This window comes from Bacillus sp. 05T31 (assembly GCF_056396725.1).
Window position 1 is genome coordinate 1 of the sequence record NZ_JBFTMA010000969.1, and the last position, 1,221, is coordinate 1,221.

Genomic DNA, 1,221 nt, shown 5'->3' on the forward strand with positions numbered 1-1,221 from the left:
CTCCAAAGAAACTTCAAATGTTACACATTCTACAGTTTCAATGTTTACTAAAGAATAGTTTTCATTTTTTTTAATAACTAAGTATTGATTTTCCTCTGTTATAAGTAAACAACCTAATTGGATGCCTAACCTACGTTTATCTTCAAATTTCATAATATAATACCTCTTTTATTATTTGCTGAAACAATAAATTCATAATACAACAACTATGCTAATTTAAATAATATCACAAATAAAAGTTTACATAACTCCACTTATCCGTAGTCCGTGTATCTCAAAATCTATAAAAAAAGTCCCTTCAGAACTGCTTTCGAAAGGAAGTTTCCGTTCACATAATCTGTATTATCGGTAGCAAATAAAAAGAACAAACCTTCGATGTCATTAGGTTTGTCCGTTTTTTCTTTTTATCGTTATATGCATGATTTTATACATTGTTGGTATGACAGGGATTCTAAGTGTCTTCGCTATTTTGTTTTTCCTCTTTTTTTGTATGAAATCGTGTATAAATTTGATTATGATTGTTTTAAATCATAGTGTATGYTGATGTTTAAAAAGACGAGTATATGCTTAATTTGTCTRAAWTTTTTTGTGTATTCTTGTTTATTTTTTGTTATGTTTATTTTAAGTGTTATTTATTCATATTATATCGCCGATATATCGCTTATAAAAATAGAAAGAGGTGGTAGCGATGGCCAGTACGAGCGATACAAAAATTGAATTGTTAGAGGGAATCCCTAAGGAATTAAAGAGTCATGATATTGCTAAAACATTTGGAATTGCTGAAAGTACAGTTAGAAAGTACGCCCAATCTCTTGAGAAAGCAGGGTATGTTTTTCGGAAAAATGAAAATAATACAAGGATTTTTACCGATATAGATGAGTTAACGTTTAGAGATTTGATTCAAGCTAGAAAAGAAGCTGGAGTAAACCTTGATATGGCGGCTTCTGTAGCAGTGATACGAAGACAGAAGAGAGAATCGCCGATACARAGCRTGCAAMCWTTGATAAATAAGGAATCARAGRRYRATTTAATTCCGCACAAAATGCAATATGAGATTCAGAAATTAGCAAATTCATTTCAAAAGCAAATAGAACAAATTGAAGAACAAAAYCAAATGATAATTTCTAAGTTGTAAGCATCTGAAGAAACTGAAATTGAAATAAAAAAACAGTTGTTGGAATCTCAAAAAAGGGAAAAAGAAAAAGATCAACAGATTGAAGA

General features: G+C 29.8%; 1 protein-coding gene. It reads left to right on the forward strand.

From position 1 onward, the window contains the following. Positions 1–688 precede the first annotated feature (688 nt). On the forward strand, positions 689–1,135 hold the full coding sequence (locus AC1DJR_RS30390) for a helix-turn-helix domain-containing protein (RefSeq protein ID WP_477004300.1): 447 nt from the start codon (positions 689–691) through the stop codon (positions 1,133–1,135). The last annotated feature ends 86 nt before the right edge of the window (positions 1,136–1,221 follow it).